This is a genomic window from Streptomyces sp. Root431, from assembly GCF_001426585.1.
In the GTDB taxonomy this organism is placed as follows: Bacteria; Actinomycetota; Actinomycetes; order Streptomycetales; family Streptomycetaceae; genus Streptomyces; species Streptomyces stackebrandtii.
Genome location: NZ_LMEI01000008.1, coordinates 306,885 through 333,815, shown reverse-complemented (window position 1 = coordinate 333,815; position 26,931 = coordinate 306,885). Strand labels below are relative to the sequence as shown.

Annotated in this window: 23 protein-coding genes and 1 pseudogene; 10 read left to right on the top strand and 14 right to left on the bottom strand. The window is 73.4% G+C overall.

Going from position 1 to position 26,931, the window contains the following annotated elements:
- The first annotated feature begins 8 nt into the window (after positions 1-8).
- Both ASC82_RS12590 and ASC82_RS12585 read left to right on the top strand, forming a co-directional pair.
- The gene (locus ASC82_RS12590; RefSeq protein ID WP_056645919.1) at positions 9-761 is read left to right on the top strand and encodes an SDR family oxidoreductase; all 753 of its coding nucleotides are present in this window, start codon (positions 9-11) and stop codon (positions 759-761) included.
- A 26-nt stretch (positions 762-787) separates the two neighbouring features.
- Positions 788-1,213, top strand: a complete 426-nt coding sequence (locus ASC82_RS12585) for a MerR family transcriptional regulator (protein WP_056645916.1) — start codon at positions 788-790, stop codon at positions 1,211-1,213.
- Here the strand turns inward: ASC82_RS12585 and ASC82_RS12580 are convergent.
- Both ASC82_RS12580 and ASC82_RS12575 read right to left on the bottom strand, forming a co-directional pair.
- Positions 1,147-1,641 (bottom strand): cupin domain-containing protein, encoded by a 495-nt coding sequence (locus ASC82_RS12580; RefSeq protein WP_056645912.1) that lies wholly within the window; start codon positions 1,639-1,641, stop codon positions 1,147-1,149. The genes ASC82_RS12585 and ASC82_RS12580 overlap by 67 nt on opposite strands.
- A 99-nt stretch (positions 1,642-1,740) precedes the next feature.
- Positions 1,741-2,391 carry a helix-turn-helix domain-containing protein gene (locus tag ASC82_RS12575; RefSeq protein WP_056645909.1) on the bottom strand — a complete coding sequence of 217 codons (651 nt, stop codon included), beginning with the start codon at positions 2,389-2,391 and terminating at the stop codon, positions 1,741-1,743.
- Between the two features lie 91 nt (positions 2,392-2,482).
- Here ASC82_RS12575 and ASC82_RS12570 point away from each other — a divergent pair, with 91 nt between their 5' ends.
- The 3 genes from ASC82_RS12570 to ASC82_RS12560 all read left to right on the top strand — a co-directional run bounded on the left by ASC82_RS12570 (position 2,483) and on the right by ASC82_RS12560 (position 4,926).
- Entirely contained in the window at positions 2,483-3,694 is a 1,212-nt protein-coding gene (locus tag ASC82_RS12570; protein ID WP_056645906.1) for a pyridoxal phosphate-dependent aminotransferase, read from the top strand.
- Positions 3,695-3,761: 67 nt separating this feature from the next.
- Entirely contained in the window at positions 3,762-4,220 is a 459-nt protein-coding gene (locus ASC82_RS12565) for a hypothetical protein (protein ID WP_056646375.1), read from the top strand.
- Positions 4,221-4,245: 25 nt separating this feature from the next.
- Positions 4,246-4,926 (top strand): DUF2293 domain-containing protein, encoded by a 681-nt coding sequence (locus ASC82_RS12560; RefSeq protein ID WP_056645903.1) that lies wholly within the window; start codon positions 4,246-4,248, stop codon positions 4,924-4,926.
- 111 nt (positions 4,927-5,037) lie between these two features.
- Here ASC82_RS12560 and ASC82_RS12555 read toward each other — a convergent pair whose 3' ends face one another.
- The 3 genes from ASC82_RS12555 to ASC82_RS12545 all read right to left on the bottom strand — a co-directional run bounded on the left by ASC82_RS12555 (position 5,038) and on the right by ASC82_RS12545 (position 10,163).
- Entirely contained in the window at positions 5,038-5,850 is an 813-nt protein-coding gene (locus ASC82_RS12555; RefSeq protein ID WP_079039218.1) for a chaplin, read from the bottom strand.
- A 147-nt stretch (positions 5,851-5,997) separates the two neighbouring features.
- Positions 5,998-7,272, bottom strand: coding sequence for an SWIM zinc finger family protein (locus tag ASC82_RS12550; RefSeq protein ID WP_056645897.1), 1,275 nt, complete (start codon positions 7,270-7,272; stop codon positions 5,998-6,000).
- Positions 7,269-10,163 (bottom strand): DEAD/DEAH box helicase, encoded by a 2,895-nt coding sequence (locus tag ASC82_RS12545; RefSeq protein WP_056645895.1) that lies wholly within the window; start codon positions 10,161-10,163, stop codon positions 7,269-7,271. Before ASC82_RS12545 ends, ASC82_RS12550 begins: the two co-directional genes overlap by 4 nt.
- A gap of 231 nt (positions 10,164-10,394) precedes the next feature.
- On the opposite strand from ASC82_RS12545, the gene ASC82_RS12540 reads away from it, so the two are divergent.
- On the top strand, positions 10,395-10,730 hold the full coding sequence (locus tag ASC82_RS12540; protein WP_056645891.1) for a hypothetical protein: 336 nt from the start codon (positions 10,395-10,397) through the stop codon (positions 10,728-10,730).
- 79 nt (positions 10,731-10,809) lie between these two features.
- Positions 10,810-11,097 carry a DUF6343 family protein gene (locus ASC82_RS12535; RefSeq protein WP_056645888.1) on the top strand — a complete coding sequence of 96 codons (288 nt, stop codon included), beginning with the start codon at positions 10,810-10,812 and terminating at the stop codon, positions 11,095-11,097.
- A gap of 44 nt (positions 11,098-11,141) precedes the next feature.
- Here ASC82_RS12535 and ASC82_RS12530 read toward each other — a convergent pair whose 3' ends face one another.
- From ASC82_RS12530 to rpsA, 4 genes are all read right to left on the bottom strand, one after another.
- Complete coding sequence (locus ASC82_RS12530; protein WP_056645885.1) at positions 11,142-11,513, bottom strand: tetratricopeptide repeat protein; 372 nt, start codon at positions 11,511-11,513, stop codon at positions 11,142-11,144.
- Between the two features lie 80 nt (positions 11,514-11,593).
- The gene (gene coaE, locus ASC82_RS12525) at positions 11,594-12,199 is read right to left on the bottom strand and encodes a dephospho-CoA kinase (protein ID WP_056645882.1); all 606 of its coding nucleotides are present in this window, start codon (positions 12,197-12,199) and stop codon (positions 11,594-11,596) included.
- A gap of 31 nt (positions 12,200-12,230) precedes the next feature.
- Positions 12,231-13,169 carry a PAC2 family protein gene (locus ASC82_RS12520; protein ID WP_056645876.1) on the bottom strand — a complete coding sequence of 313 codons (939 nt, stop codon included), beginning with the start codon at positions 13,167-13,169 and terminating at the stop codon, positions 12,231-12,233.
- Between the two features lie 189 nt (positions 13,170-13,358).
- Positions 13,359-14,870: a 30S ribosomal protein S1 gene (gene rpsA / locus ASC82_RS12515; RefSeq protein WP_015032828.1), complete on the bottom strand. Its 1,512-nt coding sequence runs from the start codon at positions 14,868-14,870 to the stop codon at positions 13,359-13,361.
- Between the two features lie 355 nt (positions 14,871-15,225).
- Here rpsA and ASC82_RS12510 point away from each other — a divergent pair, with 355 nt between their 5' ends.
- Both ASC82_RS12510 and hrpB read left to right on the top strand, forming a co-directional pair.
- A complete protein-coding gene (locus ASC82_RS12510) occupies positions 15,226-16,065 on the top strand; it encodes a class I SAM-dependent methyltransferase (RefSeq protein ID WP_056645873.1) in 840 nt (279 codons plus the stop codon).
- Between the two features lie 68 nt (positions 16,066-16,133).
- A complete protein-coding gene (gene hrpB, locus ASC82_RS12505) occupies positions 16,134-18,689 on the top strand; it encodes an ATP-dependent helicase HrpB (RefSeq protein WP_056645868.1) in 2,556 nt (851 codons plus the stop codon).
- Here hrpB and ASC82_RS12500 read toward each other — a convergent pair.
- The 3 genes from ASC82_RS12500 to ASC82_RS12495 all read right to left on the bottom strand — a co-directional run bounded on the left by ASC82_RS12500 (position 18,673) and on the right by ASC82_RS12495 (position 21,868).
- Positions 18,673-19,665, bottom strand: a complete 993-nt coding sequence (locus ASC82_RS12500) for a DUF3068 domain-containing protein (RefSeq protein WP_056645866.1) — start codon at positions 19,663-19,665, stop codon at positions 18,673-18,675. The genes hrpB and ASC82_RS12500 overlap by 17 nt on opposite strands.
- Before the next feature lie 9 nt (positions 19,666-19,674).
- Positions 19,675-19,815: an SPW_0924 family protein gene (locus ASC82_RS29995; protein ID WP_106962303.1), complete on the bottom strand. Its 141-nt coding sequence runs from the start codon at positions 19,813-19,815 to the stop codon at positions 19,675-19,677.
- Positions 19,816-19,984: 169 nt separating this feature from the next.
- Positions 19,985-21,868, bottom strand: a complete 1,884-nt coding sequence (locus ASC82_RS12495; protein ID WP_056645862.1) for a lytic transglycosylase domain-containing protein — start codon at positions 21,866-21,868, stop codon at positions 19,985-19,987.
- Positions 21,869-22,132: 264 nt separating this feature from the next.
- On the opposite strand from ASC82_RS12495, the gene ASC82_RS29460 reads away from it, so the two are divergent.
- A complete protein-coding gene (locus tag ASC82_RS29460) occupies positions 22,133-23,038 on the top strand; it encodes a DUF4184 family protein (protein WP_079039217.1) in 906 nt (301 codons plus the stop codon).
- A 262-nt stretch (positions 23,039-23,300) separates the two neighbouring features.
- On the opposite strand, the pseudogene ASC82_RS31040 reads toward ASC82_RS29460, so the two are convergent.
- Both ASC82_RS31040 and polA read right to left on the bottom strand, forming a co-directional pair.
- Positions 23,301-23,597 (bottom strand): annotated as a pseudogene (locus tag ASC82_RS31040) (serine hydrolase); the annotation flags it as partial.
- Positions 23,598-24,189: 592 nt separating this feature from the next.
- Positions 24,190-26,910: a DNA polymerase I gene (gene polA, locus ASC82_RS12480; RefSeq protein WP_056645852.1), complete on the bottom strand. Its 2,721-nt coding sequence runs from the start codon at positions 26,908-26,910 to the stop codon at positions 24,190-24,192.
- Positions 26,911-26,931: the final 21 nt, after the last annotated feature.

Here is a 26,931-nt window from a genome sequence, read left to right as displayed (position 1 = left end):
TCGGATTCATGGACACCATCACACCGACCAGGGTCGTCGTCGTCACCGGCGCGGGCACCGGCATCGGCCGGGCCACCGCGCGCGCCTTCGCCGGGCAGGGGGCGACGGTCGTCGCCGTCGGCCGCCGGACGGAGCCGCTGCGCGAGGCCGCCGAGGGGCACCCCGGGATCCACCCGTTCGTCGCGGACGTGACGGCGGAGGGGGCCGCCGAGGAGATCGTCGAGGCGGCCGTGACCGCACACGGCCGCCTCGACGTCCTCGTCAACAACGCCGGGATCTCCACCGGCGGACCGCTCGGCACCCTCGACCGCTCCGTGATCACCCCGCTCCTGGAGACCAACCTCGTCGCCCCCGTCCTCCTCACCCAGGCCGCGGTCCCCGCGCTCAGGGAATCGAGGGGCGTGGTCGTGAACGTGTCGACGGCGATCGGGCAGCGCGGCTGGCCGGCCAACTCCGTGTATCCGGCGACGAAGAGCGCCCTGGAGACCCTGACCCGCTGCTGGGCCCTGGAGCTCGCGCCCGCCGGCGTCCGCGTGGTGGCCGTCGCGCCCGGTGCGATCGAGACCCCGATCGCCGACCACATGGGCCTCTCCCCCGAGCGGTTGGCGGCGCTGCGGGCCTGGCAGCTCGCCCACACCCCGCTGGGCCGCATCGGCAGGCCCGAGGAGGTGGCCGCGGCGATCACCCTGCTCGCCGCGCCGGACGCCGGCTTCCTGACCGGCACCGTCCTGCCCGTCGACGGGGGCGCGCTGGTCACGTGATACGACTGCGCGCGGAGGTGGTGCCCGTGCGCATCGGTGAACTGGCCCGGCGGACGGGGGCATCGCCGCGCGCCCTGCGCCACTACGAGCAGGCGGGGCTGATCACGTCGGTCCGCGCGGACAACGGGTACCGGGTGTACGGGGAAGGCGCCGTCGCGCGCGTGTCGAACATCCGGTACCTGCTGGACGCCGGGCTCACGCTGGACGACGTGTCCGCGTTCCGCTCGTGCCTCGACGGGGACGTCTCGTCGGCCCCGCCGTCCGCCCGCGGGCTGGAGATCGCCCGCGAGCGGCTGGCCGTCCTCGACGCGCGGATCGCGGCGCAGACGGCGGCCCGGGACCGGCTTGCGGCGTCCTTGGCGGGTGTGCGGTCCCGGTCGGGCGCTCAGCCCCGGGCGCAGGCGGGAGCCGGCTCGTCTACGGAGAGCGGCGCCCCCTTCGGCAGCAGATAGGTCACGTACAGGACGACCGGCTCGGTGCCGAGGTTGCGGCCGATGTGGACGTGCTTCCCGCCCGACGGCTCGATGAACGCCTCGCCCGCCGCGGTCACTTCGACCGAGCAGTCGTCGAGGGTACGGGTGAGCGTGCCGGCCTGGACGACGGCGACGAGCTGGCCGGGGTGGTGGTGCCAGCCCGTGGAGCCGCCGGGGGCGACGGTGATGGTCCGGACGACCACGTCGGCGTCGCCCTTGGGCGGCTTGATCCTCAACTTGCCGTCCGAGGTGCCCTTGGCGAGCACGGTTCCGCTGACGCCGCTGCCGGGCGTGGCCAGCGCGGCGGACGGCACGACCGCCACCGCGGCGACCGCGCCCGCGACGAGCAGCCCTCTGCGCAGGCGCGCGCCGCGCCCCGCCTCACGTATCTCTTGCCCCAGCCCCATGACGATTCCTCTCCGATTCCGCGGAGCGGCCGTGCGTTCGACGGCCGCCGAAACGGCCACACGCTATCCGGAAGCAGGAGCTCTCGGGCAGGAATTCGATCAAGGAATGCGGGCGGTCCGTTCGAGGGTGACGCGCCCCGCTTCGATCGCCCCGGCGAGCGTCGACTCCCCTTCCGCGAGGGCCCGACAGGTCGCCGCGTCGGTCCGCAGCCGGACATCGGGAGCATCACCGGCCCCTCCGCTCAACCGGCCGCCCTCGTACACCCCGTCCCCGTACTCCACGCTCCCGTCGTCGCCGATCCGCACGTGGAACTCCCCCTCGTCCAGGGTCACCTGGACGACCCCCGCGCCCAGCTCGGCGAGCGGCCCGAGGAGCGGGATCGCGTACCAGTGCGCGCGGACGGCGTCGGTCGGCCGCGGTTCGCCCAGGTCGGGCGCCCCCCAGGCGGCGAGCGAGCGCAGGACCGGCAGCAGGTCCCGGCCGCGCGGGGTGAGTTCGTAGACGGACGCCGAGGCGGGCGGCGGCAGCCGGCGGCGGGTGACGAGTCCGGCGCTCTCCATGTCCTTGAGACGGCCCGCGAGCACGTCCGTGCTGACGCCGGGCAGGTCGGCGTGGAGGTCGGTGTAGCGGCGCGGACCGGCGAGGAGTTCGCGGACGACGAGCAGGGTCCAGCGGTCGCCGACGAGGTCGAGGGCGCGCGCTGCGGCGCAGTGCTGGTCGTAGCTGCGGCGGCGTGGCTGACGTGGCATGCGACGCAGTCTAGACATGTTGTTGGACTTTCCAAGCTCGAACTTGGTAAAACCAAGCATCACTGATTCCGGGGACCTGGGGAGGTCGGACATGGAGTTCCGGCAGTCGAGCAAGCTGAGCGAGGTCTGCTACGAGATCCGCGGCCCGGTGATCGAGCACGCCAACGCGCTGGAGGAGGCGGGCCACAGCGTCCTGCGCCTCAACACCGGCAACCCCGCGCTCTTCGGGTTCGAGGCGCCCGAGGAGATCGTCCAGGACATGATCCGGATGCTCCCCAAGGCCCACGGCTACACGGACTCGCGCGGCATCCTCTCGGCCCGCCGCGCCGTCGCCCAGCGCTACCAGGCCATGGGCCTGGCCGAGGTCGACGTCGACGACGTCTTCCTCGGCAACGGTGTCTCGGAACTGGTCTCCATGGCCGTCCAGGCGCTCCTGGAGGACGGCGACGAAGTCCTCATCCCCGCCCCCGACTTCCCGCTCTGGACGGCGGTCACCACCCTCGCCGGCGGCAAGGCGGTGCACTACCTCTGCGACGAGTCGGCCGACTGGTACCCGGACCTCGACGACATGGCGGCGAAGATCACCGACCGGACCCGGGCCGTCGTCATCATCAACCCCAACAACCCCACCGGGGCGGTCTATCCGAAGGAGATCGTCGAGGGCATCCTCGACCTGGCCCGCCGCCACGGCCTGATGGTCTTCGCCGACGAGATCTACGACCAGATCGTCTACGACGAGGCCGTCCACTACCCGGCCGCCTCCCTCGCCCCCGACCTGGTCGTCCTCACCTTCGGCGGCCTCTCCAAGACGTACCGGGTCGCGGGCTTCCGCTCCGGCTGGCTGGTCGTCAGCGGGCCGCGGCAGCACGCCAGGAGCTATCTGGAGGGCCTCACCATGCTGGCCTCCATGCGGCTCTGCCCCAACGCCCCCGCCCAGTACGCCATCCAGGCCGCGCTCGGCGGCCGGCAGTCGATCCACGAGCTCACCGCCCCCGGCGGTCGGCTGCGCGAACAGCGCGACCGGGCCTGGGAGAAGCTCAACGAGATCCCCGGCGTCTCCTGCGTGAAGCCCAAGGGCGCGCTGTACGCCTTCCCGCGCCTCGACCCCGCCGTGCACAAGATCCACGACGACGAGAAGTTCGTCCTCGACCTGCTGCTGCGGGAGAAGATCCAGGTCGTCCAGGGAACGGGCTTCAACTGGCCGCGCCCGGACCACTTCCGCATCCTGACCCTGCCGTACGCCGACGACCTCGACGCCGCCATCAGCCGCATCGGCCGCTTCCTGAGCAGCTACCGGCAGTGACGTCCCGACCCCTCGGCTGTCATGATCTACGGGTCTGAACACCGAGGGGATGGGAGGGCGGCGGGTCATGGATGCGGCGCTGATAGCCGTGGCGGGAACCCTGTTGGGTGCCGTCTTCACACACTGGTTCCAGGGGCGGGCCTCCGAGCGCACGGCCGCTCTCGCCCGCACCGAACAGCTCCGGCAGGAACGGATCGCCACCTACAGCGCCTTCGCCGGCGCGGTCGTCGACTACCGGCACAGCCAGAACGACCGCTGGTTCCGGGCTCTCCAGCGCCCCGGCTCGGAGGAGGCCGAGGAGTCCCGCCACGCCTCCTACCGGCAGCGCACCGCCGCCCGACAGGCCCTCTTCCGCGTCCAGTTGGTGTGCGACGACCCGGAGGTCCGCCGGTTGGCCGAGGCGGCCTTCGTGGATTCCCATTGCATGCACGAGGCGGTCGACGAGGCGGACCGGGCCCGCCGCTCGGAGCAGGCGAAGGAAGCGCTCGCCACGTTCATCGCCGCGGCCGCGCCCGGCGTCCGCTGAGGAACGACCCGAGGGAGGACCGGCCATGGACCTCGTCGCACCCGTCGTCGTCGAACCGCTCAAGCGTCGCCGCTGCTCGGAGTGCCACCAGGGGCCGCTGGAGCGGATGATCGTCGAGTACAACGCGCCGGTCTGTCTGGACTGCGCCGATCTCGGACACCTGGTGTTCCTGCGCCGGGGGGACACCGCGCTCACCCGGCGCGCCAGGGAGAGCAGCACCCTCTGGGCCGTGGTGGTACGGCACAACCGGCGCCGTACGCGGTACGAACGCCAGGGCCTGCTCGTCGAGGAGGCGGCGCTGCTCCGGGCGGAGGCGGCCTGCCTGGCGGACGCGGAGGCGCGGGCCAGGCGACGGGCCCGGGACGCGGCGCGGCGCGCGACGCTCGACGCCGAGATCACCGCGACCCTGCGGGCCGAGATCCTCCGTCTGTTCCCGTCCTGCCCGGCCGACCGGGCCACGGAGATCTCCGAGCACGCGTCGGCGAAGGGCAGCGGGCGCGTGGGGCGCACGGCCGCGGGCCGGTCCCTCGACCGGGGCGCCGTCACCGCCGCCGTACGAGCCTCCGTACGGCATGTCGACACGCCGTACGACAGCCTGCTGATGCTGGGGGTTCCCCGGCACCAGGCCCGGACGAGGGTCGCTCCCGCCATCGAGACGGTGCTCCGGGCCTGGCGCCACGGCGCCGAGGAGCGGCGCGGCCGATAGACACGACCGGTGGACGCGGCTGACGGCTCGGGGGTCAGCCGCGTCGGTCGGGGCGGTCGGGGCGCGAGGGGAAGCCCCTCGGGCCCGGTCCCCGGCGGGAGGAGGAGACCGTCAGGCCTGGTCTCCGGTGCGGCGGGCGCGGCGGTACATCAGGGCACCGCCGAGCAGCAGCGCGGCGCTCCCCGCGGCGGCGTAACCGACGGTCTCCGAACCCGTGGAGGCCAGCGCTACCGACTCGGACTCGCTCTGCGGCGCGTGGGCCGGGGCGGGCACGGGCGCGGGGGCGGGCTTCACGGTCTCCTCGGCGCGCGGAACCGGCACGTTCTTGACGGGGGTCTGCGGACGCGGCGTCGGCTTCTCGATCGGCTGCGCGGGCTTGCCGGGGCCGTTGACCGCGGTGTTGCCGATGGCCGGGTTGCCGATGCCGACGACGTTGACCGAGTTCCCGCTGACGTTCACGGGGAGGTCGATCGGCAGCTGGATGCCGTTGCCGGAGAGGATGCCGGGGGAACCCTGGGTGTGCGACTCGGCCGTGGCGCCACCGCCGTTGGCGGATCCGCCGTCGGAGGAGCCGCCTCCGTGGGAGCCGCCCTGCTCGCCGCCGCGCGGGGTGCCGGGCAGGTCCTTGTGCGATCGGCCGCCGCCGTCCTCCTCGCCGTAGCCGCCGGGCTCGGGCGCGGCCGACTTGTTGGCACAGCTGTTGCCGGCCGCCGGGTTGAGCAGTCCGACGACGTTGACCGTGTTGCCACAGACGTTGACCGGCACGTGGACGGGCAGCTGGACCGTGTTGCCGGAGATCACTCCCGGCGAACCGACCGCGGCGCCCTGGGCACCGGCATCGGCGTGTGCGGCGCCCGCCGAGAGCGCGAGCGCTCCACCCGTGACCATCAGTGTGGCCAGACCACTTCGGCGAATCTGCCTCATGGCTTCCTGCCTTCCGGAGGTGTACACGGGCAAGTGCCCGTACCGGAATCAACGCGACAAACGTGCGTGCCGGATCCGGCCGTTGGCGTGATTCACTCCTTCGAGTGGGGTGCCTGGGTGCCGTTCGAGTGTCGTGGTCACTCCCCGTCACCCGCCCAGCAGATCGGTGAGGGCGCCGACCGGGTCGGTGTCGGGTTCGCCGCGCGGCCACCAGTCCTCGCGGCCCCCGTCCGACTCGTAGCCGTACCAGAGGCCGTCCCGGCCCAGTCTGAGCTGGAGGGACTCCGTCGAGAGCCGGTTGCGCCAGGGCCGGAAGGCGGGGAAGTCGGCGGCGAGCAGCGCGGGTCGGGCCCGGTCGAAGGGGCCCGCGGGCGGGTCCCAGGGCTCCTCCAGGACGGCGAGACCGGCGGCGCCGCCCTGCCGCCAGGCGGCGACGGCCCGGGCGAGGTCCGTGGGCGTGCGGTCCAGCGCGTAGGCCAGGTCCCGGTAGAGCGCGCGGGTCGAGGCGGTAAGCCCCGAACCGGGGTGCGCGGCGGCCAGCCGGACCGCGTCCTGCCAGGGCGTGAGCGCGGCCACGGGGTCGTGTCCGGTGGCGAGGAAGGTGTGGGCGCGGACGGCGGCCTCGCTCGCGAGGAGGTCGAGGGAGAGCGGATCCGGGGCCTCGGGGTCGGGCGGGAAGACGGCCGGACGGCCCGGCCGGTCGGGGAGCGGCAGCGGCGGAGGCAGCGGCGGAAGCCACGCCCCGGAGGTCGTCGCGTCGAGCGCGGCGCGGGCGGGAACCGTGGGCATCGGCGGCGCGGCGGCGGTGGTCTCGGCGGCGGACCGGGCCGCGTTGCGCCGGGTGAGCTCGGCGAGGAGCTCCTGCTCGCCGCGGCCGCGCATCAGGAAGAGGACGAACGGGTCCTCGTCGAGCAGCCTCGCCGCCTGGTAGCAGAGGGCGGCGGCGTGCTTGCAGGGGTAACCGTCGTCCGGGCAGGAGCAGTCGGGGACGAGGTCGCCCGGTGCGGGCAGCAGGCCGGTGACGGCCTCCAGGGCGTGCGGCACGTCCTTGTCGAGGAGGGCGGCGATGTGGTCGGGGCGGGCGGTGGCCTCGTCGAGGAACCGCTCCCAGCCGTCGTCGCCGAGGGTCCGCATCCTGATCTCGGTGCGGTACGGGCGGGGGCGGCTGCCGTGGACGTAGGCGACGACCCGGCCGGGGGTGACGGTGATCGCGTCGACGTGGCCGCGCCCGGCGTACGCCTTTCCGCGCGCGAGGCGCGCCGGGTCGAGGGCGGTGTCCTCCAGGGCCTCGACCCAGGCGTTGCCCCACCAGGTGGCGGCGAACCGCCCGTCGGGCGCCTCGCGGGGCGCGACCTGCGGGAAGCTGCGGCGGCGGTCGTCGTGGCGGGGCACGGCCCCGCGGGCGGAGCGCGGATGGTTCACGCCTGCCTCCTCAGGGACACCAGGTCGGCCAGCTCGCGGTCGGTCAGTTCGGTCAGGGCGGCCTCGCCCGAGCCGAGGACGGCGTCGGCCAGGGCCCGCTTGGCGCGCAGCATCTCGGCGATACGGTCCTCGACCGTGCCCTCGGCCACGAGCCGGTGGACCTGCACCGGCTGGGTCTGTCCGATCCGGTAGGCCCGGTCGGTGGCCTGTTCCTCGACCGCCGGGTTCCACCAGCGGTCGTAGTGCACGACGTGCCCTGCCCTGGTGAGGTTGAGGCCGGTGCCCGCGGCCTTGAGGGAGAGCAGGAAGACGGGGATCTCGCCGGCCTGGAAGCGGTCGACCATCCGCTCGCGCTCGGCCACCGGGGTGCCGCCGTGGAGCAGTTGGGCCTGGATGCCGCGCGCGGCCAGGTGGTCGGCGAGGAGCCTGGCCATCGACACGTACTGGGTGAAGACGAGCACGGACCCGTCCTCGGCGAGGATCGTGTCGAGGAGCTCGTCGAGCAGGGCGAGCTTGCCGGAGCGGCCCGCGAGCCGGGCGGTGCCGCTGCCGCGCGGGGCCTCCTCCTTGAGGTACTGCGCGGGGTGGTTGCAGATCTGCTTGAGGGAGGTCAGCAGCTTCATGACGAGCCCGCGGCGGGCCATGCCCTCGGCGGCCTCGATCTGCGCCATGGTCTCGCGGACCACGGCCTCGTAGAGCGAGGCCTGTTCCCGAGTGAGGGCCACGGGATGGTCGGACTCGGTCTTGGGCGGCAGTTCGGGGACGATCCCGGGGTCGGACTTGCGGCGGCGCAGCAGGAAGGGCCGTACGAGCCGGGCGAGCCGCTCGACGGCCTCCGCGTGCTCGATCTCCTCGTTGTTCTCCACAGCCCGGGCGTGGCGCGCGCGGAAGGCCTTGAGCGGTCCGAGGAGCCCGGGGGTGGTCCAGTCGAGGAGCGCCCACAGCTCGGAGAGGTTGTTCTCCACGGGGGTGCCGGTGAGGGCGACCCGGGCGGGTGCGGGAATCTCGCGGAGCGCCCTCGCGGTCGCGGAGAACGGGTTCTTGACGTGCTGCGCCTCGTCGGCGACGACCATGCCCCAGTCCCGCGCGGCGAGTTGGGCGGCGCTGGTGCGCAGGGTGCCGTAGGTGGTGAGGACGAAGCCGCCCTCCATCCCGTCGAGGTCGCGGTCGGTGCCGTGGAAGCGGCACACCGGCGTGCCGGGCGCGAACTTCTCGATCTCCCGCTGCCAGTTGCCGAGGAGGGAAGCCGGGCAGACGACGAGGGTGGGGGCGCGGCGGGCTCGACGCAGGTGGAGGGCGATGAGCGTGACGGTCTTGCCGAGGCCCATGTCGTCGGCGAGGCAGCCGCCGAGGCCGAGCGAGGTCATCAGGTCCAGCCAGGCCAGGCCGCGGAGCTGGTAGTCGCGGAGGATGGCGGTCAGGCCGGGCGGGGCCTGTACGGCCTCGGGGCCGGCCATGAGCCGGTCCCTGAGCGTGGCGAGCGCCCCGACGGGGACGGCGGGGACGGTCTCGCCGTCGACCTCCGCGGTGCCGGTGAGGGCGACGGCGAGCGCGTCGACGGGCTCCAGCAGGCCCAGTTCGCGCTTGCGGGCCTTGCGGACGAGGTCGGGGTCGATGACGACCCACTGGTCACGGAGGCGCACGACGGGCCGGTGGGCCTCGGCGAGGAGGTCCATCTCGCGCTCGGTGAGGGGATCGCCGTCGAGGGCCAGCTGCCAGTTGAACCGCAGGAGCTCCTCGCTGTCGAAGAAGGCCGTGCCGTCGGTCGCGGAGCCGGGCGCGGCGAGGGCGGGGCGGACGACGGCGGAGGCGCTCAGCGAGCGGGCGAGCTCGCGCGGCCAGTGGACGGCGACCCCGGCGTCGGCGAGCCGGGCCGCCGCGGGGCCGAGCAGTTCGTACAGCTCGTCCTCGGTGACGGCGAGGACGTCGGGCACGTCCCGCTCCAGGAGCCGGGCCAGCGGGGGCCAGACGCGGGCGGCCCGGCGCAGGGCGAGGACCGCGTCGATCCGGGCGCGCGGCCCGAAGTGCTCGCCTTCCCCCGCCCACAGGCCCAGGGCGTCGATGACGAGGGTCGGGTCGGCGAGGCTGTGGATCTGGAGGATCGCGGCGGCGGCCTGGCGCTCGGCACCGCCCTCCTCTCCGTCGGCGGTGTCGGCGATGTCGAAGAGCTCGTACCCGGACAGGTCGAGGCGGAGCGAGACCCGTACGCCCGCGTCCATCCCGGCGGCGGCCTCCGCGGCCCAGGCACGCGCGCGGGGCAGGTGCTGCGGCGCGCGGGCCGCGAACGGCGCCCCGACCGCGTGGGCGGCGGCCGGGGTCCGCGGCAGGGTGTCGGCGACCGCGTCGAGGAAGGCGCGCACGAGCGCCTCGGGCTCGGGCAGCCGCAGGGGGCCGGGTCCGGGGACGGGCACGGCGTGCGCCTCGTACGGCATGGCCGCGGCGACGGCCCGCAGGTGGGCGATGTCGTCGGCGTCCAGCGGGCCGGCCCGCCAGGCGTCCAGGTCGTCGGCGGTGAGCCCGGGCAGCAGCCTGCCTCGGGCGATCAGCTGGAGGGCGTGGAGGGCGGCGGCTCCCCAGCAGGCGGTGGCGGGGTGGGCGGCCGGGTGGTGGCGGGCCGCGACGAGGTGGGGCAGGGCGGCGGCGACGGGGAGGGTGACGGCGGGCACGACCCGGGTGCGGGCCCCGCTGCCGTGCCGCCGGACGACGGTCAGCTCGACTTGCTCCGGGCCGTCGGGCACGGCCGGACCCGCGTCGGTCGACTCGGGGCCGCCGTCGGGCGCGGGGACCTCGGGAAGGGCACCCCCGTCGGGGGCCCAGAAGGCCACGCGGCCCTCGCGCGGGAGGGCGGCCGGGAGGAAGACGGCGGCGCCGGTGGTCCAGGTGTGCGTCACGGCTCTGCTCTCCTCCCGCTGTGCGGCGGATTCCGACGGGATCTCCGCGCGGTTCTCCTACTGGAACTCCGACCTTACGGGTGGGGTCTGACAACGCCTCCCAGGGCTCGTTCGCCCGGGCGGCCCATCAGCGGATGCCGACGGCTCCGACAGGCGGCATGGTGGCCTGGACCAGGGGTGGACACGGAGTGGTGCCGACCGCCGCCTTCGTACGACAGAAGAGGATTCGCCATGTCCGTTCGCCGGCGTCTCACGACGGCCTCCGGAGCCGTCCTGCTCACTCTCGCGGTCGCCGGCTGCTCCGGCCTCGGCCGCAGCACCGTGGGCCCGATCGCCTACGAGACGGAACGCAGGGTGGCCGTGATCGTGAACAGCCCGTCGGTGAACGGCTGCCACCGCCTGGCGCCGTCCGGTGCGGTCAGGGTCGCGAACGAGAGCCTGACCGACATCGTGCTGTACCGGACCCGCGACTGCCAGGGGCAGGACTCCATCTACCTCCCCATCAACACCAGCGACAGCATCGTGCCGGGCCACCTGCCCTGGCGCAGCTACAGCGTCGTCCACTAGCCACCCCGGCAGCGCGCTCCGCCTCCTTTCCCCCTTCCCCCTCCCTCGCCGCAGGTCCATGCTGGAAGCAGGACCCCGAATGGGAGGGGTGACCGCCGTGCGTTCAGGGAACGAGCCGGCCACCGCGCGCAGTGCCCTGCGGCTGCGGTTCTGGCTCAGCGTGTGGGGCCTGCTCTGGGCAGTCTTCGGCACGACCGTGTTCTCGCTGGTGGGCCGCCCAGGCTGGGCCGCGGCCTGCGGGGTGCTGCTCCTGGTGGTCATGGTCGACCTGACGATGGTGCTGCGCCACCTCCACCAAGGCCCGCACTGGCAGCCGGGCCGGGACATCCCGCCCTACGAGCCCGACCACGGCGGCACGGGCCGCTGAACGACGGCCCTGGGCGTCCTGGTGCCGGCCGGCGCCGCTCGCCGTCAGTTCTTGCGCGTGTCGAACCCCGCCGCCTGGAGGTACTCCGGCTTCGGGTCGAGCGCGGCGGCGAGCCGGAAGTGCCGGGTGGCCTGGGCGGTCTGCCCGGAGCGCTCGAAGGTCCGGGCCAGCGCGAAGTGCGCGAACGCGTTGTCCGGCTCGCGCTCCAGGACCAGCTCGAACTCCAGCTGCGCCGGGCGGAGCTGGGCGGCGGCGAAGAACGCCCGGGCCCGCAGCAGCCGCGCCGCGGTGTTCTCCGGATGGGCGGCGATCACCGAGTCCAGCAGCTTCACGGCGCCACGCGGGTCGCGCGCGGCCAGCAGGTGCTCGGCGGCGCGGAAGTCGATGACGTGCGTTTCCGGGTTCCTGTCGGCCACGGTGGCATCCTTCCCTCGATCAGGTGGAGGAACACCGAACCCAGCGGCCGCATTCCGCCGTCCGGGTAAGCGGCCGGGCCTCAGGCCGGGGACGCGGCCCGGCGCTCCAGCTCGTCCCAGACCTTCCGCACCTGCGGTTCCAGCGCGTCCAGCGGACCGTCGTTGTCGATCACGAGGTCCGCGATGGCCAGCCGCTGAGCGCGCGTGGCCTGGGCGGTCATCCGGGCCCGGGCCTCGGTCTCGGCCATCCCCCGGAGGCGTACGAGCCGGTCGAGCTGGGTCTCGGGGGACGCGTCGACGACCACGACCAGGTCGTACAGCGGTGCGAGTCCGTTCTCGGTGAGCAGGGGTACGTCGTGGACGACCACGTCCCCGGCGCCCGCCCGGCTCTCCAGCTCGGCCGACCGGGCTCCGACCAGGGGGTGCACGATGGCGTTCAGGGTGGCCAGCCGGTCGGCGTCGGCGAACACGATGGAGCCGAGCTTCGGCCGGTCGAGCGTCCCGTCCCCGGTCAGCACGTCGTCCCCGAAGGCCGCCACGACGGCCGCGAGCCCCGGTGTCCCGGGCTCGACGACCTCGCGGGCGATCCGGTCCGCGTCGATCAGCACGGCTCCGTACGAGACGAGCAGCCGCGACACTTCGCTCTTGCCGGCGCCGATCCCGCCGGTCAGGCCCACCTTCAGCATGAGCGGCAGCTTAGGGCCTGGCCGCGGAGCACTACGCGTCGCCCTCCCGCTCCGCGAGGAAGCGCTCGAACTCGCGGCCCAGCTCGTCGGCCGACGGCAGGTCGACCGGCTCGGCGACCAGGCTGCCGCGGGTCTCGGCGCCGGCCACCGCGTCGTACTGGTGCTCAAGGCCCTGCACGAGCGCGACGAGCTCCTCGTCGCCCTCGCCGATCTGGCGGTCGATCTCGGTCTGGGTGCGGCGGGCCTCCGTCCGCAGCGCGTGCGCGACGCCGGGAAGCACGAGGCCGGTGGCGGCCGTGACGGCCTCGAGGACGGTCAGGGCCGCGTCCGGGTACGGCGAGCGGGCGACGTAGTGCGGGACGTGGGCGGCCACTCCGAGGGTGTCGTGACCGGACTCCGAGAGCCGGTACTCGACGAGGGACTCGGCGCTGCCGGGGACCTGCGCCTCGTCGAAGGGGCTGCTGTGCCCGGGCATCAGGTCCGTGCGGGTGCCGTGCGGGGTGAGGCCGACGGGCCGGGTGTGCGGGACGCCCATGGGGATGCCGTGGAAGTTGACCGCGAGGCGCACGCCGAGGCGCTCGACGATCTGCCGGACGGCGGCGGCGAACCGCTCCCACTCGACGTCGGGCTCGGGGCCCGAGAGGACGAGGAAGGGCGCTCCGGTGGCGTCCTGGACGAGGCGGACCTCGATGGACGGCGTCTCGTACGCGGTCCAGCGGTCGCGCCGGAAGGTCAGCAGGGGGCGGCGGGCGCGGTAGTCCACGAGGCGGTCGTGGTCGAATCGGGCCACCAGCTGGTGGGGAAGGGTGTCGAGCAGCCGCTCGACGATCTGCTCACCCGCCTCGCCCGCGTCGATGTACCCGTCGAAGTGGTACAGCATGACCAGCCCGGCCGACTCCTGCGCCAGGGCCAGGTCCACGACGGCCAGGCCCTTCGGGTCCCATTCGTACAAATCCTGGGGATCAAGCACGATTACCGCTCCTCCTCGTGTTCTCTCTGGCAACGCCGTGAGCCGCACCACCATTCCCGCGCGGGCCGATCTTCCGGAGGAGGAGTCCGGTCGGTCGCGGTGGAGTCGCGGGAAAACGACCGAGGCCCGCTCCCCCGAAGGGGAGCGGGCCTCGATTCGCTAGCGGCTAGCGCTCAGCGGAGAGCCTGTTCAGCTCTGGCCGCCGGCCAGCTTCTCGCGCAGGGCGGCGAGCGCCTCGTCCGACGCCAGGGCGCCGGAGTTGTCGTCCGACTCCGAGGAGTACGAACCACCCGAGATGCCCGCACCGGCGTTGCCGGCGGCCGGGGCGGCAGCGCCCTCGGCAGCGGCGGCCTCGTCGGCCTCGCGGGACTTGATGACCTGAGCCTGGTGCTGCTCGAAACGAGCCTGCGCCTCGGCGTACTGGGTCTCCCAGGCCTCGCGCTGGGTCTCGAAGCCCTCGAGCCAGTCGTTGGTCTCGGGGTCGAAGCCCTCGGGGTAGATGTAGTTGCCCTGGTCGTCGTAAGACGCGGCCATGCCGTACAGGGTCGGGTCGAACTCGACCGAGGCCGGGTCGGCACCGAAGGACTCGTTGGCCTGCTTCAGCGAGAGGCTGATGCGACGACGCTCGAGGTCGATGTCGATGACCTTGACGAAGATCTCGTCGTTGACCTGGACGACCTGCTCCGGGATCTCCACGTGGCGCTCGGCCAGCTCGGAGATGTGGACCAGACCCTCGATGCCCTCGTCCACGCGGACGAACGCACCGAACGGAACCAGCTTGGTGACCTTACCCGGGACGACCTGGCCGATCTGGTGCGTACGGGCGAACTGCTGCCACGGGTCCTCCTGCGTCGCCTTCAGCGACAGGGAGACACGCTCGCGGTCCATGTCCACGTCGAGAACCTCGACGGTGACCTCCTGGCCGACCTCGACAACCTCGGACGGGTGGTCGATGTGCTTCCAGGACAGCTCGGAGACGTGCACGAGGCCGTCGACGCCACCCAGGTCCACGAAGGCACCGAAGTTGACGATCGAGGAGACGACGCCGGAGCGGACCTGACCCTTCTGCAGGGTGGTGAGGAACGTCTGGCGAACCTCGGACTGGGTCTGCTCGAGCCAGGCACGGCGGGACAGGACCACGTTGTTGCGGTTCTTGTCCAGCTCGATGATCTTCGCCTCGAGCTCCTTGCCCACGTAGGGCTGGAGGTCGCGGACGCGACGCATCTCGACGAGGGAGGCCGGCAGGAAGCCGCGGAGGCCGATGTCGAGGATGAGACCGCCCTTGACGACCTCGATGACGGTACCGGTGACGATGCCGTCTTCTTCCTTGATCTTCTCGATGGTGCCCCAGGCGCGCTCGTACTGGGCGCGCTTCTTCGAGAGGATCAGGCGGCCTTCCTTGTCCTCCTTCTGGAGAACCAGGGCCTCGATCTCGTCGCCGACCTTGACGACCTCGTTCGGGTCGACGTCGTGCTTGATCGAGAGCTCGCGGCTCGGGATAACGCCTTCGGTCTTGTAACCGATGTCGAGCAGGACCTCGTCCCGGTCGACCTTCACGATGACGCCGTCGACGATGTCGCCGTCGTTGAAGTACTTGATCGTCTCGTCGATCGCGGCGAGGAAGGCTTCCTCGTTACCGATGTCGTTGACCGCAACCTGCGGGGTGGTGCTGGTGGCGGTGGTCTCGGTGCTGCTCGTCATGTGGGAAAGGGCTCCGGTTACGGACAGAAAGTCGTAGGTACTGCTACGCCGTGAGCCCGTATCGCACCAAGAAGCCGGACAGCCAATGAAGCCCCTGTCCGCAAGCGGAAGGTGCCTCGAAAACCGAGGGGACATACAACAGGTACGAGCGCGGCCTGCTCCGTCTGAGGCGCGCAGGCCCGCAGCGCAACCTTTAGCATACGGGGGCGGCCGGACAGGGTCAATGCGCGAAGCGCGCACCGAGGGCAGAACCGCGCAAACCCGGCACTATTTCTTGTCCGCCGCGCCGGATCCACGCCGCACGGCGGGGTCGGCCGCACGGCGGCACTGAGCGCAAACTACATCGGCGGGCGAGATGAACCAAGAGTACGAACAGCAGGATGGCCAGGACTCGGCCGAGGACGACGCCGAGGCGACCCGGCGTGACGCGGGGGACGCGGAGAGCAGTCGGGCGAGCCGCGGCTGGTGGGACCGGAACGCCGACGAGTACCAGAGCGAGCACGGGGCCTTCCTCGGCGACGACCGGTTCGTGTGGGGTCCCGAGGGGCTCGACGAGGCCGAGGCGGAACTGCTCGGGCCGGCCGGTTCGCTGAAGGGGCGCGACGTCCTGGAGATCGGCGCGGGGGCGGCGCAGTGCTCGCGCTGGCTGGCGGCGCAGGGGGCGCGGCCGGTGGCCCTCGACCTCTCGCACCGGCAGCTCCAGCACGCGCTGAGGATCGGTGGGGGCGTGCCGCTGGTCGAGGCGGACGCAGGGGCGCTTCCCTTCCGGGACGGCTCCTTCGACCTGGCGTGCTCGGCGTACGGCGCGGTGCCGTTCGTCGCCGATCCGGTGCGGGTCTTCCGCGAGGTGCGCCGGGTGCTGCGGCCCGGCGGCCGCTGGGTCTTCTCGGTGACGCACCCGATCCGCTGGGCGTTCCCGGACGAGCCGGGCCCCGAGGGCCTCTCGGTGGCGGCCTCGTACTTCGACCGCACGCCCTACGTCGAGCAGGACGAGCAGGGCCGCGCCGTATATGTGGAGCACCACAGGACGCTCGGGGACCGGGTGCGGGACGTGGTGGCCGGCGGTTTCCGGCTCGTGGACCTGGTCGAGCCGGAGTGGCCGGCCTGGAACAGCCAGGAGTGGGGTGGATGGTCTCCGCTCCGGGGGAACCTGATCCCGGGCACGGCGATCTTCGTCTGCGAGCGCCAGGATTAGTCCTATTAATGGGTGGGGCCTGTGGACAGCCGGGCCCGCCTCTTCTCCGCTCGTATGAAACTGAGTGCGTGATCCGAAACGACGCACTCGACCTGCTTCCCGTCCGCCATGCCGTCCCCGAGCTGCTGACCGCGCTCGCGGAGCGCGGCACGGCGGTGCTGCACGCGCCGCCCGGCACCGGCAAGACGACGCTGGTGCCGCTCGCGCTCGCGGGGCTCATAGGGGACGGACCGAGGCGGCGGGTGCTGGTGGCCGAGCCGCGAAGGATGGCGGTGCGCGCGGCGGCCCGGCGGATGGCCTGGTTGCTCGGCGAGGAGGTCGGCGGGGCGGTCGGCTTCTCCGTGCGCGGCGAGCGGCGCGTGGGTCCCGCGACCCGGGTGGAGGTGGTGACCACGGGCCTCCTGCTCCAGCGGCTCCAGCGGGATCCCGAGCTGGCGGGCGTGGACGTGGTCCTGCTCGACGAGTGCCACGAGCGGCATCTGGACGCCGACACGGCCCTGGCCTTCCTGGTGGACGTCCGCGCGGCCCTGCGGCCCGAGCTGAAGCTGATCGCGGCCTCGGCGACGAGCGACGCGGAGGCGTGGGCCGAACTGCTCACGGTCGTGGACGGCGGCGGGCCCGCGCCGATCGTGCGGAGCGAGGGCGAGGGGCACGGGTACGAGGTCCGGTTCGCCGCTCCGCCGGCCGGGATCCGGCCCGCGCACGGCACGTGGGTGGACCCGGCGCTGCTGCGGCACGTGGCGGCGACGGTCCGGCTGGCGCTGGAGCGGCACGAGGGGGACGTCCTCTGCTTCCTGCCGGGTACGGGGGAGATCGCCCGTACGGCGGGGCTGCTCGCCGGGCTGGACGCGGAGGTGCTCCAGCTGCACGGCCGGGCGCCGACCGCGGTGCAGGACGCGGTCCTGCGGGGTACCGAGCCAGGCGGGCGGCGGCGGGTGGTGCTGTCGACCTCGGTGGCGGAGTCGAGCCTGACGGTGCCCGGGGTCCGGATCGTCGTGGACTCGGGGCTCGCGCGGGAGCCGCGGATGGACCACGCGCGGGGGCTGGGGTCGCTGGCGACGGTGCCGGTGTCGGTCGCGGCGGCCACCCAGCGGTCCGGTCGGTCGATGCGCGAGGCCTTCGGGACGGTCTACCGGTGCTGGGCGGAGGCCGAGGACGGCAGCCGGGCGCGGTTCCCCTCCCCCGAGATCCGGATCGCCGACCTCACGGACTTCGCGCTGCGGGTCGCGTGCTGGGGCGACCCGACGGCGGAGGGACTCGCCCTGCTCGACGCACCGCCCGCCGGGGCGATGGCGGCGGCCCGTTCCGTGCTCGCGGCGGTCGGCGCCGTGGACGAGGACGGCCGGGCCACCGATCGCGGCGGACGGCTGGCCCGGCTCGGGCTCCACCCCCGCCTGGGCCGTGCCCTGCTCGACGGCGCCGCCGAGGTCGGCGTCCGGCGGGCGGCGGAGGTGGTGGCGCTGCTGAGCGAGGAGCCTCCCCGGGAGTACGGGGACGATCTGGCGGCGGCCTGGCGGTCGGCCCGCCGGGGCGCGGACGGCTACGGGGCGCGGTGGAAGGCGGAGGCACGGCGCCTGGAGCGTTCGGCCGGCGAGGCGGCCGAACCCGAGCGAGGTGCGGGGTCCGGTGCGGGGGCGAGGGGCGACGACGCTGTGGCCGGGTTGGTCACCGCGCTGGCGTTTCCCGAGCGGGTGGCCAGGGCCCGGGAGCAGGGCGGCTATCTGATGGTGTCGGGCAGTGGTGCTCGGCTCGCCGAGGGCTCGGGGCTGCGTTCCACTCCTTGGCTGGCCGTGGCGGTGGCGGACCGTACGGCGCGGGACGCCACGGCGCGGGTGCGGCTGGCGGCCGTGGTCGACGAGGGCACCGCCCGGTGGGCGGCGGATCACCTGCGGGCCACGGGCGAGGAGGTCCACTGGGAGGACGGGGACGTCGTCGCGCGGTCGGTGGACCGGCTGGGCGCGGTCGAGCTGACCGTGCGGCCCCTCGGGTCCGGGGCCGAGCCCGCGCTCGTACGGGAAGCGCTGCTCGACGGGCTGCGGCGGGAGGGGCTCGGGCTGCTGCGGTGGAGCCGGGACGCCTCGGAGCTGCGCGAGCGGCTCGCCTTCCTGTACGGGGAGGTGGGCGAGCCCTGGCCGGACGTGGCGGACGGGGCGCTGGTCGACCGTGCCGGGGAGTGGCTGGAACCGGAGCTGTCCCGGGCCTCGCGCCGGGCGGATCTGGGGCGGATCGACGCCGGGGCGGCCCTGCGGCGGCTGCTGCCCTGGGCGACGGGGGAGGCGGGCCGGCTGGACGAGCTCGCGCCGGAGCGGATCGAGGTGCCGAGCGGTTCGCGGATCCGGGTCGACTACGGCGGCGGACGGCCGGTGCTCTCGGTGAAGCTCCAGGAGATGTTCGGCCTGGCGGAGACGCCCCGGGTGGCGGGGGTGCCGGTCCTGGTCCATCTCCTCTCCCCCGCCGGACGGCCGGCGGCCGTCACCGCCGACCTGGCGTCGTTCTGGCGGGAGGGCTACCGCGCCGTGCGGGCGGAGCTCCGGGGCCGGTATCCGCGGCATCCGTGGCCGGAGGACCCGTCCGCGGCGGAGCCGACCCGGCACACCAGCGCGCGGCTCAGACGGGAGCGGTGACGGACCCCACCGGTACCGGTGGCGCCGGCGGCGCCGAGGTGCGGCGGGAGCGGGCTTCCAGCCAGAAGGCGAGGGCGAGAAGGGCGAGGGCCAGGACGGTGAGGCTCCAGGGCATGTAGGAGACGAGCATCAGGACCATCAGGCGGTTGGACTCGACCAGTTCGCCGACGCTCGCGATGTAGTCCTCGCGCATCTTCACGTGGCCCTCGAAGACGGTGATGGTGTCCTGGCCCATCAGCGCCTTGGCGTTGCGGAGCTCCTCCTTGTGGATCTCCTCGCCGTTGACGGGGGCGCCGGTGACGGGCTCGATCCAGAACATGCGCTTGGTCGAGTACCAGCGGGTGAGGCCCGAGTCGGCGAGGACCTCCGGGGGGATCTTGACCGGCATGGTCTTGGGCATGGGGACCTTGGTCCAGGGGATGGTCTGCTCGAAGTAGTAGACCTCCATGCCGCGGAAGTTCCGGGTGCCCTTGTAGTGGATGGGGGCCGCGGTGCGGGTCTGGGCGTCGAAGTACTGGTAGTCGCGCTTCTCGGTGAGGAAGGGCCACTTGAACTCGATGCCCTCGCGCCGGACCGGGTCGCCGTCGACCGTCTCGCCGGTGGCGTGGACGGGAGCCTGGGTGTGGGCGTCGAAGATGTACCGCTCGGGGACCTTGGAGACCATCTTGCCGTCGGGGCCCATCACGTAGGCGAGGGCGTCCCAGACGACGACGTCCCGCCCGGCGTCGCGCTCGATCCGCTTCGACTCCTCGACGTTGCCCTTGAGGGTCTGGACGATCGTGAGCTTCTCGACCTTCTCGGACTTGAGCGTGGAGTAGTTGAGGAGGGTCGCGGGCCGGGCCTCCAGAACGGTCTCCTGGTACTGGTTCGGCGGGATCTTCGCCAGGCGCGGGAAGGCGTACCACCGCAGGGTCGGTGCCATCGCGGCGCAGCAGACGGCGAGGGCGAGCAGGACGAGGCTGGCTCGGCGGCGCACGGTCGCCCCCTACTTCTTCGGGCCGGGATCGGCGGTCAGCAGCGGCTTGGGCGAGGTGGGCCCGTCGGGCGGCAGATCGACCAGGGAGACGAGGAGGACGAAGAGGAGGACTGGGGCGAGTCCGATGACGACGGCGACAAGGGCGCGCATGGCCGGCCTCCCGCTACTCGATCTGATAGGGCGTCAGGGCGGGGGCACCGTAGCAACGCGACCGCGAGATGAGAACACGTTGCACCCGGGTAACGCGGAACGCCGCCCCCGGCGTCCGGTGCGGACGGTGGGGGCGGCGCTGGAGAACGCGCGGGGAGCGGTCCTTCGGTCAGTTCGAGGGAGAGGAGGAAGTGGAGGAGGAGGGAGACGGAGAGGAGGTGGCCGCGGGCGAGTCGGTCGCGGAGGGGGTCGGCTCCGGAGTCGACGGCTCGGTGGTGGGCGCGGCCTCGACCGTAAGCTCGACGAAGACGCTGCCGCCGCCGGGCGCCGTCAGCTTGAGGAAGTACGTGCCCGCCTTGTCGCCGGCGAGGAGTGCCCCGGAGGCGAGGGTGACCAGACCGTTCGCGTCGGTCGTGAAGGTCGCGGTCCGGGCCGTGGTGCCCGCCTCGCCCTTGAAGTACGGGCCGTCGGTGCTCGGGTCGGTCGCCGTCTTCGAGGTGACGATCTCGCCGGTGACGAGGACGCCGGGAGCGAGCACGCCCTTGTCGGTGGCCTTCGCCTGCACCTGCTGGGTGAAGCCGGCGCCGGTGGTGGCGGACAGGACCTCGCTGCCGACCCGGGTGAGGGTGTCCGCCTCGCGGGCGGTGACCGTCGCGGTGAACTCGGCGGCGGGCAGGGTGCGGGTCACGACGGTGGCCTTGACCGTGAACGAGCCGAGCTTCTCGCCCGCCCGCAGCGCGGGAGAGGCCGCCATGCCGCTGGAACCGGTGGTGACGGTGGCCGTGGTCGCACCGCCGGCGAAGCGGGCGTCGGTGGTTCCGGCGATCTCGAAGCGGATGCTCACCCCGGCGACCGGCGCGCCCGAGGCGTCGAGCGCCGCGACCGTGGGGGCCTTGCCGAAGACGTTCCCGGTGGTGGTCGTCAGCGGACCGGTCGTCACGGGCGTGATCCGCGCGACCTTGACGGCCGGCGGGACGGTGGGCGTCGTCGTCGGCGGGGTGGGCTTCGTCGGCTTCGTCGTCGGCGGGGTGGTCGGGTCGGTCGGGGTCTTGCTCGGGTCCGTGGTCGGCGGAGTCGGCTTCGAGGGGTTGCTCGGCTCGGACGGCTTCTGCTCCGGCGCGACCGGCTTCTTCGAGGGGGTCGTCGGCGCGGGCGTCGTGGGGAGGTGCGAGAACGGCGGGGTGGGCCTGGGGCGGTCGCCCCGGCCGCGGTCGTCGCTGCGGTCGATGGGCAGCACTCCCGTGCCGTCCGGGACCTGGTGGGTGCCGCGCTTGTAGTACTCGAACCAGGACAGGACCGTGTTCAGGTACTCCGTCGAGCGGTTGTAGCTGAGGACGGCGCGGTCGAGGTCGGCCTTGAGCGCGAGGTTCCGGTCGTTGGCGCAGAGGTAGAGACCGGCGGCCTGCGCGGCGTCGTAGATGTTGTTCGGGTCCTTCTTGCCGTCGCCGTTGGCGTCCTGACCCCAGGTCGCCCAGGTGGACGGGATGAACTGCATCGGGCCGACGGCGCGGTCGTGGGTCTTGTCGCCGTCGTAGGCACCGCCGTCGGTGTCCGAGATGTTGGCGAAGCCGACGCCGTTGAGGGCCGGGCCGAGGATCGGCGAGACCGTCGTGCCGTTGGCGTCGACGCCGCCGCCGCGTGCCTGCCCCGACTCGACCTTGCCGATGCCGGCGAGCAGCTGCCACGGCAGGTTGCAGGCGGGGTCGGACGAACGGATCGACGCCTCGGCCCGCTTGTAGGCGGAGAGGACGGACGCGGGTATGCCGGCTTCGGCGGGCCCGGTGATCACCGGCAGGTGGGTGGTCGCCCCGGGCTTGTTCGGGGTGTTCAGCGGCGGCAGTTCGGTGAAGTACGGGGAATCGCCGGTCGCCGAACCGTCGGCCGGCGGCGTCGTGGCGTCCCCGGCGCCGATGGCCCGGTCACCCCCCGCGTTGTCCGCGGCCGGCGGGATCATGTCCGGCGCCTGCGAGGCGGCGAGCGCCGCGACCGCCGCGGCCACCACCGCACCGCTGGTGGCCCCCTTGCGCAGCCGGCGGCCCAATTGCGCTGCCATACCTGTGGTCCCCTCCCCATCGACTGGGTCCCACGCTCCCCGCGTGTGACCTCTGGCGACCCTATGCCAACTCCGGACCACCGGACACTGGCGCCTGACCGTGTTTCACGCTTTCGTCACCTCTTGGTCTCCTGCCGACCGGACACGGACCGGTGGCCTCCTCACGTATACGGCCGGGAGGGGAACCGAGCGGCGGGTCCGGCGCCTCTTGCACTGCGGCCGTTCCCCGCCTCGGCCGCACACCGGAACCGAGTGGGAGCTCCCTTGCCGTTCACGCTGAGCCATGCCGCCGCCGTCCTGCCCGGGCTGCGCCGGGACGGGACCGCGCGCGGACCGCTGGTCGCCTCCGCGCTCGTCGCGGGTTCCTTCGCGCCCGACATGACCTACTTCGCGGCCACGGCGGTGCCGGAGGCGATGACCCTCGGCGATGTCACCCACTCCCCCGTCGGGATCGTCACGGCCGACGTGCTGATCACCGCGGCACTCGTGGCCCTGTGGCTGACCGTGCGCGAGCCGCTCGTCGCGCTGCTGCCCGCCCGATGGCGCGGAAGGGTGTACGGGCTCGTACGGGGCCAGGCGTGGCGGGACCGGCACACGGCGGTGCTCGCCGGGTGGTTCTTCCTCTCCGCGGTGCTCGGTTCGACGACCCACGTGGTGTGGGACTCCTTCACCCACCTCGACCGCTGGGGCACCCGGGCGATCCCCGTCCTCGGCGAGATCGTGGCCGGGTTCCCCGTCTATCTGTACGCGCAGTACGGGGGTTCCGCGCTGGCCCTGGGGCTCCTCTGCTGGTTCACGCTCCGGGCACTGCGCTCCACCGCGCCGGGCACGGAGCTGCCCGCCCGGGTGCCGGTCCCGGGCCGGCGGGGGCGGCTCGTCGCTGTCGGACTCATCGGCGGCTGCGTCCTCGCCGGTGTCGCCCACCGGGTGCTGCGCTGGGCCGCGTACTGGGGCTGGGGACGGATCGAGACGCCCCTGGACGTCATTCCGACGGCCTGCTTCGGGGCCGGCGCGGGGCTCGCCGTCGGGCTCGTGCTGTACGGGACGGGGGCACGGCTCCTGGGAACGTCCCCCACTCCTGCGGCCGCGGCCCCGGCCACGCGTCTCCCGGCGTCGGAGGAAGAGGCCCCGGTGCGCCGTGCGGAGCGCTCCCGTCCGGGGTCTCGCTGATCCTGTCCCCGGGGGTGAAGCCGCGGGCCGCCGCGCTGCCCACGAGGCCGCGGTGCACGGCGGCGGCGATCCCCTCCAGGGTGCGTACCCCGTACCGCATGGTGGGGTTGTCGTGGCTCAGGAGGGCCAGCCGGTAGTCGGCGGCGGCGCTGCCGGTGGTGTCCGCGGTGCCGGTGGTGCCAGTGGTGCCGGTCGTGGAACCGGTACCGGTGCCCGTGCCGCGCACGATGCCGATGCTGTGGACGCGCCACTCGTGGGTGGCGCGGGGCAGCCAGCCGTTCTTGAGGTGGACCTTGACCGTGCGGGGCGCGCCCGCGGTGACGCCCCAGGCCTGGCTGCTGACGACCTGTCCCATCAGGGTGAGCGCCTCGGTCCGGCGGGAGACGGCGGCGAGCAGGGCCAGCTGGTCGCGGGCGGTGGTGCGGGTGAGTCCCCAGTAGCGGTCGTGGCCGAGGACGGTGTCCTGGGCACCGGCCTCGCGCAGCACCCTGTTCAGCCGGGCCCGCGAGAGCCCCTGCCACAGGTCGCTGGCGGCGGTGTTGTCGGAGCGGGTGATCATGGCCTTCATCCGCTGGGCCTCGAGTCGGGTGGGCGCCCGGCCCAGCTCCTCGGCCCGTCCCAGGACGGCCTGCATGATCAGCACCTTGGCGATGCTGGCGGAGTCGTAGAGCCGGGTGTCCTCGAGCCGGCAGCGCAGTCCGCTCCGCGGGTCGTGGACGGCGAGCGAGACCGTGCCGTCCCGGCCTTTGAGCGCCGCGGCGATGTCCTGGGACATGCGGGCGGCTACGGCGGGGTCGCGGGGGGAGGTGCAGAGGGCGGGGGCGTGGTGGGCCTGGGCGGGCCAGGTGGTGCCGGATGCGGCGAGGAGGGCGGTGAGGAGGGCGCAGGCGGGGAGGCGGCAGCGGCGGCTCGTGATCATGCCCCCAGTCTCGGGAGCCGGGCCGTGGCCCCGCCCCCTCGGCTGGTCCACCTGGCGCACGCCCGGACCGGCCCCTTGCGGCACCGCCGGCACAGGTCCGAGCGGCGAAGCCTGGGCCCGGCAGGGGGGCGCCGTCCCGTGTGCCCACCCGTCCCGCCCTGCGGGACGATTGCCCACACAGGACGGCGGCGGCCGAGCCCACCGCGAGGTGGGCCCGGCCGCCGGTACGGCGTCAGTGCGCCGCCGAGTCCCAGTCCCTGCCGACGCCTACGGAGACGTCGAGGGGGGCGCGGAGGTCGGCTGCGGCGGACATCTGTTCGCGGACCAGGGCCTCGACCTGCTCGCGCTCGCCGGGGGCGAGTTCGAGCACGATTTCGTCGTGGACCTGGAGGAGCATCCGGGACGCGAGACCGGCCTCCGTCAGGGCCCGGTCGACGCCCAGCATGGCGACCTTCACGATGTCGGCGGCCGTGCCCTGGATCGGGGCGTTGAGCGCCATCCGCTCGGCGGACTCGCGGCGCTGCCGGTTGTCGCTGTTGAGGTCGGGCAGGTAGCGGCGGCGGCCCAGCATCGTCTCCGTGTACCCGGTGGCGCGGGCCTCGTCGACGACGCGGCGCAGGTAGTCGCGGACCCCGCCGAAGCGCTCGAAGTAGGTGTCCATCAGGCCGCGGGCCTCGCCCGGGTCGATGTTCAGCTGCTGCGAGAGGCCGAAGGCGGAGAGGCCGTAGGCCAGGCCGTACGACATGGCCTTGATCTTGCGGCGCATCTCGGCGTCGACGGCGGACCGCTCGACGCCGAAGACCTGGGAGGCGACCGTCGTGTGCAGGTCCTCGCCGGAGGCGAAGGCCTCGATGAGGCCCTCGTCCTCGGAGAGGTGGGCCATCACCCGCAGCTCGATCTGGCTGTAGTCGGCGGTCATGAGGGCCTCGAAGCCCTCGCCGACGACGAAGCCGTGCCGGATGGCGCGGCCCTCGTCCGTCCGCACCGGCACGTTCTGCAGGTTCGGGTCGGTCGAGGAGAGGCGGCCGGTGGCGGCCACCGTCTGGCTGAAGGTGGTGTGGATGCGGCCGTCGGCGGCGACGGTCTTGATCAGGCCCTCGACCGTGGAGCGGAGCCGGGCCTGCTCGCGGTGGCGGAGCATGATCACGGGCAGGTCGTGCTCAGTCTGGCCGGCCAGCCAGGCGAGCGCGTCGGCGTCCGTCGTGTACCCGGTCTTGGTCTTCTTGGTCTTCGGCAGGTTCAGCTCGCCGAAGAAGACCTCCTGGAGCTGCTTGGGCGAGCCGAGGTTGAACTCGTGGCCGACGGAGGCGTGCGCCTCCTTGACGGCCTGCTGCACGGCGCCGGCGAACTGCTGCTCCATGGCCTCCAGGTGGTCGCGGTCGGCGGCGATGCCGTGCCGCTCCAGGCGGGCGAGGAGGGCGGAGGTGGGCAGCTCGACGTCGTGGAGGAGCTCACGGGCCCCGACCTCGCCGAGCCGCTCGTCGAAGGCGTCGGCGAGGTCGAGGACCGCGCGGGCCTGGGTCATGAGGGCCTCGGCCTCGGCGGTGTCGTCGGCGCCGAAGGCCAGCTGGCCGTCGGCGGCGGCGGCCGGGGCGAGCTCGCGGTGGAGGTACTCGACGGAGAGCGCGTCGAGCGCGAAGGAGCGCCGGCCGGGCTTGACGAGGTAGGCGGCGAGGGCGGTGTCCATGGTGACGCCCGCGATGCTCCAGCCGTGCTCGGGGAAGACCCGCATGGCGCCCTTGGCGTTGTGCATGACCTTGGGGCGGTCCGGGTCGGCGATCCACGCGGCCCAGGCCCGCTCGTCGGCCTCGTCGAGCGTGCTGGGCTCGAACCAGGCGGCGGCTCCGCCTGCGGCGGCGAGGGCGATCTCGCTCACGTTCCCCGTGCCGAGGGCCCAGCTGTCGACGGTGGCGATGCCGAGGGGCTCGGTGCCGTGCTCGGCGAGCCAGGGGGCGAGTTCGCCGGCGCCGAGGACGGTGCCGTCGATCTCGACGCCCGCCTCCGGGGCCGGGGCGGTGTCCTCGGCGGCGCCCGGGTCGACGGCGAGGAGCCGCTCGCGCAGCGAGGGGTTGCGGATCTCCAGGGTGTCGAGGACGAGCGCGACGGCCCCGCGGTCGTACGGCTCGCGGGCGAGGTCCGTGACGCCCTTCGGCAGCTCGACGTCCGTGACCATCGCGGTCAGGCGGCGGTTGAGCTTGACCGACTCCAGGTGGTCGCGGAAGTTCTGCCCGGCCTTGCCCTTGACCTCCTCGGCGCGCGCGACGAGCTCGTCGAAGGAGCCGAACTGGTTGATCCACTTCGCGGCGGTCTTCTCGCCGACGCCGGGGATGCCCGGGAGGTTGTCGGACGGGTCGCCGCGCAGGGCGGCGAAGTCGGGGTACTGCGAGGGGGTCAGGCCGTACTTCTCCTGGACCTTCTCCGGGGTGAAGTGGGTGACCTCGGAGACGCCCTTGGTGGGGTAGATCACGGTGGTGCGGTCGGAGACCAGCTGGAAGGAGTCCCGGTCGCCGGTGAAGATCCGGACGTCGAAGCCCTCGGCCTCGGCCTGCGTGGTGAGGGTCGCGATGACGTCGTCGGCCTCGAAGCCGTCGACCGCGAAGCGCGGCACGTTCATCGCGTCGAGGAGCTCGCCGATCAGCTCGACCTGCCCCTTGAACTCGTCGGGGGTCTTCGAGCGGTTCGCCTTGTACTCGGGGAACTCCTCGGACCGCCAGGTCTTGCGGGACACGTCGAACGCGACCGCGAAGTGCGTGGGCGCCTCGTCGCGCAGGGTGTTCGCCAGCATCGAGGCGAACCCGTAGATCGCGTTCGTCGGCTGTCCCGTCGCGGTGGTGAAGTTCTCCGCGGGCAGCGCGAAGAACGCGCGGTACGCCAGGGAGTGCCCGTCCATGAGGAGGAGTCGCGGGCGGTCCGCTTCGGTCTTCTCGGTCTTCTTCGATGCTGTCTCGGCCACGGAACGATCCTCCCACGACCC

What these genes read in the sequence shown, in the direction of transcription:
- ASC82_RS12590 (WP_056645919.1), top strand. Translation starts at nt 9, where the DNA reads ATGGACACCATCACACCGACCAGGGTCGTCGTCGTCACCGGCGCGGGC.
- ASC82_RS12580 (WP_056645912.1), bottom strand. Translation starts at nt 1,641, where the DNA reads ATGGGGCTGGGGCAAGAGATACGTGAGGCGGGGCGCGGCGCGCGCCTG.
- ASC82_RS12575 (WP_056645909.1), bottom strand. Translation starts at nt 2,391, where the DNA reads ATGCCACGTCAGCCACGCCGCCGCAGCTACGACCAGCACTGCGCCGCA.
- ASC82_RS12570 (WP_056645906.1), top strand. Translation starts at nt 2,483, where the DNA reads ATGGAGTTCCGGCAGTCGAGCAAGCTGAGCGAGGTCTGCTACGAGATC.
- ASC82_RS12565 (WP_056646375.1), top strand. Translation starts at nt 3,762, where the DNA reads ATGGATGCGGCGCTGATAGCCGTGGCGGGAACCCTGTTGGGTGCCGTC.
- ASC82_RS12560 (WP_056645903.1), top strand. Translation starts at nt 4,246, where the DNA reads ATGGACCTCGTCGCACCCGTCGTCGTCGAACCGCTCAAGCGTCGCCGC.
- ASC82_RS12555 (WP_079039218.1), bottom strand. Translation starts at nt 5,850, where the DNA reads ATGAGGCAGATTCGCCGAAGTGGTCTGGCCACACTGATGGTCACGGGT.
- ASC82_RS12540 (WP_056645891.1), top strand. Translation starts at nt 10,395, where the DNA reads ATGTCCGTTCGCCGGCGTCTCACGACGGCCTCCGGAGCCGTCCTGCTC.
- ASC82_RS12535 (WP_056645888.1), top strand. Translation starts at nt 10,810, where the DNA reads ATGGGAGGGGTGACCGCCGTGCGTTCAGGGAACGAGCCGGCCACCGCG.
- coaE (WP_056645882.1), bottom strand. Translation starts at nt 12,199, where the DNA reads ATGCTGAAGGTGGGCCTGACCGGCGGGATCGGCGCCGGCAAGAGCGAA.
- rpsA (WP_015032828.1), bottom strand. Translation starts at nt 14,870, where the DNA reads ATGACGAGCAGCACCGAGACCACCGCCACCAGCACCACCCCGCAGGTT.
- ASC82_RS12510 (WP_056645873.1), top strand. Translation starts at nt 15,226, where the DNA reads ATGAACCAAGAGTACGAACAGCAGGATGGCCAGGACTCGGCCGAGGAC.
- ASC82_RS29995 (WP_106962303.1), bottom strand. Translation starts at nt 19,815, where the DNA reads ATGCGCGCCCTTGTCGCCGTCGTCATCGGACTCGCCCCAGTCCTCCTC.
- ASC82_RS12495 (WP_056645862.1), bottom strand. Translation starts at nt 21,868, where the DNA reads ATGGCAGCGCAATTGGGCCGCCGGCTGCGCAAGGGGGCCACCAGCGGT.